Raw genomic sequence first — 7803 nt, forward strand, 5'->3', positions numbered from 1 at the left:
CCAACGGCGGCAGCGGCATCGCGAACCTGCCACCGGTCGCCGACGGGGTGCCCGACGGCATCCTCTCTCTCACCTCGAAGTCGTACCGGTCGCCGGAGTCGCTCGCCGACGGGGGAGTACTCGTCGTGGGGGCCTCCGCGAGCGGCGCCCAACTCGCCGACGAGATCGCGCGCGCGGGCCGCGACGTCACCCTCGCCGCGGGGGAGCACGTGCGGATGCCGCGCAGCTACCGAGGCCGCGACATCTTCTGGTGGATGGATGCCGTCGGCGTTCTCGACGAACGCTTCGACGAGATCGATGACATCATCCGCGCCCGGCATGTGCCCTCACCGCAGCTCGTCGGAAGCGACGACCACCGCACCGTCGACATCGCGTCGCTGCGGGCGAAAGGCGTGCGGGTGGTCGGCCGAGTCGGCCGCATCCACGACGGCGTCGCACAGTTTTCGGGTGGCCTCGCCAACACCGTGAGGCTCGCCGATCTGAAGCTCGACAGGCTGCTCGACCGTTTCGACACCTGGGCTGAAACCGGCGTCGATGGTCTCTCGGAGCCGACCCGGGCCGACCCGACAGTCGTGGATGATGCGCCACTGCTCGAACTCGACCTCGCCCGCGAGAAGGTGGGGACGATCGTCTGGGCAACCGGCTACCGCCCCGACTACTCCTGGCTCCACGTGCCGGTGCTCGACTACAAGGGACGCCTGCCGCACGAAGGTGGCGTCATCCCGAAATCACCAGGCCTGTACGTGATGGGCACCTCGCTGTTGCGCCGTCGACGCTCGACCTACATCGGGGGAGCCGGGCAGGACTCCGAGGAACTCGCAGAGCACCTCGCGGGCTACCTCGCCGGGCGCAGTGGTCACGCCCGGGCGAGCGACCCGACCCGGTGGTCGACGGCGACGGCTGATGCCATCTCGGCGGGCACGTCTGCCTGAGCGGCGAACGTCGGCCACTGGGCGACGGCATCCAGAACCTCAGCAAGGATGCGCTTCGCGCCCTGCACGCCGAACCGATCGGCGACGGTCAGCACATCCGATTGCCTGATGTCCTGGAAGCGACCGTTGACGCTCATCAAGTGCTGGTGGACCCACACCGACTCGGAGTTGTACGCGTAGGTGACGTCGTAGGCGGGGGCGAGGTGCCAGCCGTCGCCGGGCCGAAAGAGAAACGAAAAGTTCTTCGTGTGGTCGTCGCAGTTCGCGGCCGCGACGTTGAACACCATCCGGCGCCAGCCCTGCTCGACCGACTCGGCACCCAGGCCGAGCGCCTCGATGCGCTGCAGGTACTGGGCGTAGTCGTGGGTCGCGACCTGGTTGTAGTCGAGTCCGGCGAGTCCGCACAGCGTCTGCAGATGCACCTTAACTCCGTCGGGGTCGCGGTCGAAGCGGCGGGTCATGAAGTGGGCGCGCCCGTTCTCGACGAGGAGGCGCGTCGGCGCCATGTCGATGCCCGCCGCCCCCGCCATGAGCGAATAGGCGTACTCGACGCGCCCGAAGTTCTCAGTCGGCCCGAGGCGCTGATCGGTGCGCACGCCGTCGAACTTGAGCAACCAGGGCTCGAATCCGCGGGCGGGCGGAACGTGGCCCGACCGGATCTCTTGGCTGATGGGGTCGAAGTTGAGGATCGCCTTCGCGCGGGCTCCGCCGGCGCTCGTGCCGACGTTGATGATGCGCTGCAGTGACTCCGCCGACTCCGACTCGGAGGCGAGCGTGCCCTCGACCGCGGCGCGCGCCGTGACGATGAGCTCTGCAAGGTCGACACTCGTCGCGACCGCAACGTGCGGGGCCTGATCGGGACGGAACTCAAGAGCGCCCATCCCGCGCGGGCCGAGGTAGGCGAGGCGGTCGAGAGCCGTAGCTTCGGAGGGGGCGAGACCGAGCGCGGCGAGGTGGGCATCGACGATGGCGTTTCCGAATCGGTCGGGCAGGGAGTCGGCGATCATCGGGGGCAGACCGTGAAAGGTCTCGTCGCTCAGGCCGGGGAACGAGAACACCTGACGACGGTCGGTCGTCGGCATGAGCTCGGGCGACAGTTCGTGCCCCTGACGGCGCCACGCCGGGTCGTACTCGAAGGTGTACGCGCGGCGAGTTCCTCCGGCGGCGAGTGCTCCGATCCGCGCCCCCCAGGCGCGCACCTCGATCACCTGCACGTGGTCCCAGCCCATCAGCGGGCTTCCGAGCGGCGCACCCGGCGGCGCGGCCGTTCGCCGCGCGACTCGCGCAGCAGTCGCATCGGGCTCACCTCGGGTTCGGGATGCAGGTCATCGAGCCAGTCCTCCCGGTCGAGCACGCGGAGTACCCGGATGAGGGTGGAGAGTCGGCTGCCCTCGCCCGTCTCGAGCGCGCGGACCGACTTGACCGAGAGGTCGGAGCGGTCGGCAAGTTCCTCCTGCGTGATCCCGCTGTCGATGCGCAGGCGGCGCAGCTGTTCGCCGAGCAGCGACTCCGCCTCTGCCGTTGTGACCCGAGGCATAACCGGCGCCTTTCATCTCTTTAAAAGCAGTTTACCACCTAAGAGGTAAAAAGATGCCGGTTATCGTCGTAGCGGTGACGGCGTTCTCAGAGTGCGGTTCAGCGGGGCTCGAGTACGACGACGGTCGTTCCGAGCGGACGCTTCGCTGCCGCGAACGCGTCGACGTCACCCCAGCCCGGGTGGTCGGTGAACCCGACCCAGAGCCGCGCGCGTTCGTCGGCTTCGGCGGCTCGCGCGTGTACGCGTCGTCGCCGCAGGCCGAGGTCGACCCGCACGTCGGGGTGTGCCTTCAGGTTGCGCCACCACGCGGGGTCTGTCGGAGCCCAGCCGTTCATGGCGAGCGTCGCCAGGTTCTCGCCATCCTCGAAGTAGCCGAGCACGACGGGACGCGGGCGGCCGGAGGTGCGGCCGATCGCGTGCACCCGCATCATGCCCATCCGTTTGCCGGCAACCGGTGGATACAGGCCCAAGCGGCCGCCGGTCACCCGCACGAGAAGGCGATGACCACGCCAGATGGTGCGGATGAGCCACCGCGGGGGCAGGTCGGTCTTCGGTGTCGGTGTGGGCATGGCTGTCTCCGATCCAATTGACCTACGACGTAGGTCTACACCGTAGACCTTGCCATCTACGGTGTAGGCGCGTCAAGCCCCACGCGGATAGACTTCCGCGCACGATGCCCCGCCGCCCCCCCACCGAGCCCCGCACAGCCGCGCCCGACCGCCTGAGCCGCGCGCGGATCGTCGCCGACGCCGTCGCGCTCGCCGACCGCGACGGGCTCGACGCCGTGAGCATGCGCAAACTCGCGACCGGGCTCGGCGTCGACCCCATGTCGATCTACAACCACGTGCGCGACAAGGGCGACCTTCTCGACGGCATGGCGGATGCGGTGGTCGCCGCGATCGAACCCGTCGCCCCGGCCGAGACGGGCTGGCAGGCGGAGTTGAGCACCCTCATCCTCTCCGCCCGTCGCGAGATGCTGCGACACCCCTGGTCGGCGAGCGTGCTCGGGTCGCGATCCCAACCGGGACCGGCGACCCTCACTCACGTGGACCGGGTGCTCGGCATCCTGCGCGGCGGTGGGCTCTCGCTCGAACTCGCCCACCACGCGCTCCACGTGCTCGGCAGCCGCATCCTCGGGTTCGATGAGAGCCTCTTCGACGACACCGCCCCCGCCGACGTCGACCCTGCCCTCGTCGCGGCGCAGGCCCGCGCATGGGCGCCGACGTTGCCGCACGTCGCCGAACTCGCCCTCGCCGCGAATCACGACGGGGTGCTGGGCGCGTGCGACGACGATGGCGAGTTCCGCTTCGCGCTCGACCTCATCCTCGACGGGCTCGAGCGGCACCGGGGCCGAGTGTGATGCGCGTCACCGTGCCCACCGAAGAGTTGCGAACGCGACTCGCGGATGCGGCCGAAGTCGCGCTCTGGGATCTCGCGTCGCCGGCACCGTGGCCTGCGATCGACATCGTCGTACCGGCCTATATGGGTGCGCTCGACCTGCTCGCGGCGCTGGACGGGGTCGAGGTGCGGCTCGTGCAGAGTCAGAGCATCGGCTACGACGGGGTGCTCGAACGGCTGCCACCGGGGGTCGCGTTCGCGAATGCCGCGGGCGTCCACGAGGGTCCGGCGGCCGAGATCGGGTTGGCGCTCCTGCTCGCAGCGCAGCGCGAGTTGCCGCGTTTCGTGCGACAGCAGGATGCGGAACAGTGGCGCGGCGGATTCACCCGGGGCCTGTTCGGGCTGCGCGTGGTCGTCGTCGGCGCGGGCGGGCTCGGCGTCGCGGTGGTCGATCGGTTGCTGCCGTTCGGTGCCCGGCCAGTGCGCGTCGGACGGTCCCGACGCACCGATCAGCGCGGTGAGGTCGCGGCGCTCGCCGAGTTGCCCGGGCTCCTGTCGACCGCCGAGGCCGTTGTCATCTGCCTTCCCCTCGACGACTCGACGCGCGGGCTCGTCGACGCCGGCTTCCTGGCGGCGATGCCCGACGACGCGATCCTCGTCAACATCGGTCGCGGACCGATCGTCGACACCGACGCACTGCTCGCCGAAGTCGCCACCGGTCGGCTGCGCGCCGCGCTCGACGTCACCGACCCCGAGCCGCTTCCGCCCGGGCACCCGCTGTGGAGCGCGCCCGGCGTCGTGATCTCACCCCACGTCGGTGGTCAGGTGACGACGATGCCGGATGCCGTTGAGGCGCTCGTACGTCGCCAGATCGCCGCCCTGGAGTCGGGCGGCGAGATCGTCAACCTGATCGGTCCGCTTCAATCGGAGCCCGCGCCAGCGTAGCGCGCCAGATCGTCGGCGTCGCGGGCCCGATTCTGCGCGCGGCGGGCGGCGTCGAGCGCGGCCACCGGGTCGGATTCATTCTCGGCGACCACGAGTTCCCGTTTCGCCTCCGCGAGCTTGGTGCGCGATCCGGCGCCGCCGCCGCGTGAGCCGATGAAGTCCTCGACGGAGCTGATCTGCGCGCGGGCCGAGACGAGTGCCCCGGCCAGTGCACCGCGCGCACCGTCGAGGCGGCGCTGCTGGTTGTGAGCGGCCGACATGGCGACATCGAGCGCGTCGTCGGCATCCACCAAGCGGTCGAGTTCGGTGACCGGGTCGCGCTTGCCCGTGCTGCCGATCGCGGCGAGTTCGCCCTCCAGCGCGACGATCGCGTCGTTGACGGCGGCCGAGGAGTCGGGATCCGGCGGAGCATCCCGCAACGCCCGCGCCCGCTCGAGCGCCTGCTTCTGCTCGGCCGCGAGGGTCGCGATCTCGGCGACCGCCGCCGCAAGTTCGTCGCGGCGGTGTTCGATCGCGTCGAGCAACATGGCCGCCTCCCGCCCGCGCTGCTGCGCCATGGTGAGGGCGTCGGTGACGGCCGTGACCCGGCTGGCAGCGATTGCGGCGTCGGCCTCGTCGGCAGCGGCCCGGGCTGCCGCGACGGCCTTCTCGGCGGCTTCGAGGTTGTCGGCAACCGGGGCCACCGCGGATTCGAGATAGCCCGCGCGTAACTCGGCGAGCACCTTCTTGGCGGCCGGTGTGCGGGCCTCCACCGACGAGAGCTGGGTGCGGATGAGCCGGAGGGTCTCCGGCGCGCTCGCCTCGCTGCGCCGCAAATCGGCGAATCGGGCGGCTTCGGTCTGAACGGTTTCGCGGGCACGGTCGGCAAGGGCACGGATGCTCTTCGCCCAGCCTTTGCGTCGGTTCTCGCCTTCGGGCTCGGCGTCGTCGAGACGCTGTTGCAGGGCGAACGCCTTCTCGAGGTCGGCTCGAGCCTGCTCGAGTGCTCCGGCGAAGCTGCGGGTGCGATCCTCGCCGAATTGGGCGAGAGCGAACGCGTGGTCGTCGGCCGCCGCGCGCACGGCGTCGTCGGCACGCACCAGGGCGACGCCGGCATCCGTCCGCCCCGGAAGGGGCGCTTTCGCGTTGCGGCGAGCGCGGCGGGCGAGCAGCACGACGCCGGTGACCGTCAGTGCGGCAAAGGCGACCGCGACGGTTCCGCCGGCCGTGCCGAGGACCGTCACGATGTCGGGCGTCACAGGCACTGATTCTAGGTGGAATGGGGATACCAAAACCCCGCCCTACCTCCCTGGAAACGCCAGGATTCCGTCTTATCGTGGCGGTGTGCGGCATGCCGATCGGCGGGAGGACGACCTCGAAATGAACGAGGACGAGTTCGACGCTGCCGCAGAGCGCCCGGCACTGGGTTCGGTCGACAGCTCGAACGACTGGCGACGCGGAGATCCGGCCGCTCCGGTGCGCCAGCATTGGCGGGCCGAGCTCGCCCACGTCGGTGGTCGTTCCCCGCTTCTGCACTTCGTCGACGACCCCGCCACCGGCATCGAGCTCTCGACGACGCATCCCGGCGGTCTCGCCCGCTTCATCACCGGGGCGAGCACGCTGCTCTCGCAGCTCATCCGCGACGACATGGCGCTGCGCGCGGCTCGCCTCGCCGCCGACCGCATCGCCGCGAAAGGACTCGAACTCTCGAGCACCCGGGGGATCGACGCGATCCGGCTCGGGATCGGGATCGCCACCTGGTCAGGACTCGCCGGCGAGTATTGCGCGCCGATCCTGCTGCGCCCGCTCGCCATCCGTCGCTACGGGCGCGACGTCGAACTGAAACTGCGCGGCGAGCCGGTGCTCAACCCCGCCCTCGCGCGTGCGCTCGACGAACAATTCGGCATCACGCTCGACGACCGCGCGTTCGTCGCGCTCAGTGACAGCGATGGCACCTTCAAGCCGAACGCCGTCATCGACCAGTTGCGCGCACTGACCGGACACCTCGGCGGCTTCGGCGTGCAGCCGCGGCTGATCGTCTCGGCCTTCGCCGAGGTTGCCGACGCGCTCGTCGCCGACGCGACCAGCCTCGAACACACCGTGCTCGACGCGCTCGCAGGAAACCCGACTGCGAAGTGGGCGCTCGACGAGGGCCAGCATCCGGTCGAGGTCATCGACGCCGACCAGCGCGACCCGTCGACCGATTCCCTCCTTCTGGATGCCGACGCCGAGCAAGAGAACGTCATCGCCCAGATCGCGGCAGGCAACTCGGTCGTCGTGACGACGATGCCGGGAACCGGCGGAACGCAGACCGTCGTGAATGCGCTCGGGGCGCTCATCGGGCAGGGCAAACGCGTGTTGGTCGTCAGCCCGCGTCGGGGTTCGCTCACCGGGATCTCACGCCGGCTCGCCGACATCGGCCTACCGGGCGTCGCGGTGTCGCCGCGCACTCTGCGTCGCGACCTGATGCGTGCGATCTCCCGCAACGAACGCGCGACTGCCCCCGACGTGACGGACGTCGACGAAGCCCTCGTGCGATTGCGCGCCGTGCTCCTCGACTACCGCGAAGCCCTCACCCGCACCGATCCGGTGCTCGGAATCTCGGTACTCGACTGCGTGACGGAACTGTCGCGCCTCGCGCTCCTGCCGCATCCGCCGACGACGACCGCACGACTTGATCGGACGATCGTCGAGCGCCTGGCCTCCAGCCGCGCTCCCGTCGCCGAGACGATGGTCGAGGCCGCGAAACTCGGGGAGTTCCGCTACGGGCCGGCCGACTCGCCCTGGTACGGCGCCGTCTTCGTGAATGGCGACCAGGCCGCCGCCGCTCACCGTCTCGCGAAGCGGCTGCACGGCGAGTCTGTGCCGTGGTTGCTCGTACGCGCGCAGGAGCTGATCGGCGCGACCCGGATGCGACCCTTCGAGTCGATCGCCGAACTCGGCGTGTACCTGCGGTTGCTCGTCGACATCCGTGACACCCTCGATCGCTTCGTGCCCGCCGTGTTCGACCGTTCGCTCGCCGAGCTCGTCGCTGCCACGGCTCCCCGCCGCGAAGCCCCCGAGATGAGTGCC

General features: G+C 70.2%; 6 protein-coding genes and 2 pseudogenes. 4 read left to right on the forward strand and 4 right to left on the reverse strand.

Going from position 1 to position 7803, the window contains the following annotated elements:
- Nucleotides 1-932: pseudogene (locus tag RMO30_RS12415) on the forward strand (hypothetical protein); the annotation flags it as partial.
- Here the strand turns inward: RMO30_RS12415 and RMO30_RS12420 are convergent.
- From RMO30_RS12420 to RMO30_RS12430, 3 genes are all read right to left on the reverse strand, one after another.
- On the reverse strand, nt 857-2161 hold the full coding sequence (locus tag RMO30_RS12420; protein WP_309713996.1) for a type II toxin-antitoxin system HipA family toxin: 1305 nt from the start codon (nt 2159-2161) through the stop codon (nt 857-859). The pseudogene RMO30_RS12415 and the gene RMO30_RS12420 overlap by 76 nt on opposite strands.
- Complete coding sequence (locus RMO30_RS12425; protein WP_309713999.1) at nt 2161-2469, reverse strand: helix-turn-helix domain-containing protein; 309 nt, start codon at nt 2467-2469, stop codon at nt 2161-2163. Before RMO30_RS12425 ends, RMO30_RS12420 begins: the two co-directional genes overlap by 1 nt.
- A gap of 98 nt (nt 2470-2567) precedes the next feature.
- Nucleotides 2568-3038, reverse strand: a complete 471-nt coding sequence (locus RMO30_RS12430) for a nitroreductase/quinone reductase family protein (protein WP_309714003.1) — start codon at nt 3036-3038, stop codon at nt 2568-2570.
- Between the two features lie 104 nt (nt 3039-3142).
- On the opposite strand from RMO30_RS12430, the gene RMO30_RS12435 reads away from it, so the two are divergent.
- A complete protein-coding gene (locus RMO30_RS12435; protein WP_309714007.1) occupies nt 3143-3829 on the forward strand; it encodes a TetR/AcrR family transcriptional regulator C-terminal domain-containing protein in 687 nt (228 codons plus the stop codon).
- Nucleotides 3829-4752, forward strand: a complete 924-nt coding sequence (locus tag RMO30_RS12440) for an NAD(P)-dependent oxidoreductase (RefSeq protein WP_309714010.1) — start codon at nt 3829-3831, stop codon at nt 4750-4752. Before RMO30_RS12435 ends, RMO30_RS12440 begins: the two co-directional genes overlap by 1 nt.
- On the opposite strand, the gene RMO30_RS12445 is transcribed toward RMO30_RS12440, so the two are convergent.
- Nucleotides 4728-5990, reverse strand: a complete 1263-nt coding sequence (locus tag RMO30_RS12445) for a hypothetical protein (RefSeq protein WP_309714013.1) — start codon at nt 5988-5990, stop codon at nt 4728-4730. The genes RMO30_RS12440 and RMO30_RS12445 overlap by 25 nt on opposite strands.
- Before the next feature lie 121 nt (nt 5991-6111).
- On the opposite strand from RMO30_RS12445, the pseudogene RMO30_RS12450 reads away from it, so the two are divergent.
- A pseudogene (locus RMO30_RS12450) lies at nt 6112-7803 on the forward strand (AAA family ATPase); the annotation flags it as partial.

This window comes from Pseudolysinimonas sp. (assembly GCF_031389465.1).
Lineage (GTDB): Bacteria > Actinomycetota > Actinomycetes > Actinomycetales > Microbacteriaceae > Pseudolysinimonas_A.

Excerpts from the sequence above, each read along its gene's own strand:
- RMO30_RS12440 (WP_309714010.1), top strand. The coding sequence starts at position 3,829 with ATGCGCGTCACCGTGCCCACCGAAGAGTTGCGAACGCGACTCGCGGAT.
- RMO30_RS12420 (WP_309713996.1), bottom strand. The coding sequence starts at position 2,161 with ATGGGCTGGGACCACGTGCAGGTGATCGAGGTGCGCGCCTGGGGGGCG.
- RMO30_RS12425 (WP_309713999.1), bottom strand. The coding sequence starts at position 2,469 with ATGCCTCGGGTCACAACGGCAGAGGCGGAGTCGCTGCTCGGCGAACAG.
- RMO30_RS12435 (WP_309714007.1), top strand. The coding sequence starts at position 3,143 with ATGCCCCGCCGCCCCCCCACCGAGCCCCGCACAGCCGCGCCCGACCGC.
- RMO30_RS12430 (WP_309714003.1), bottom strand. The coding sequence starts at position 3,038 with ATGCCCACACCGACACCGAAGACCGACCTGCCCCCGCGGTGGCTCATC.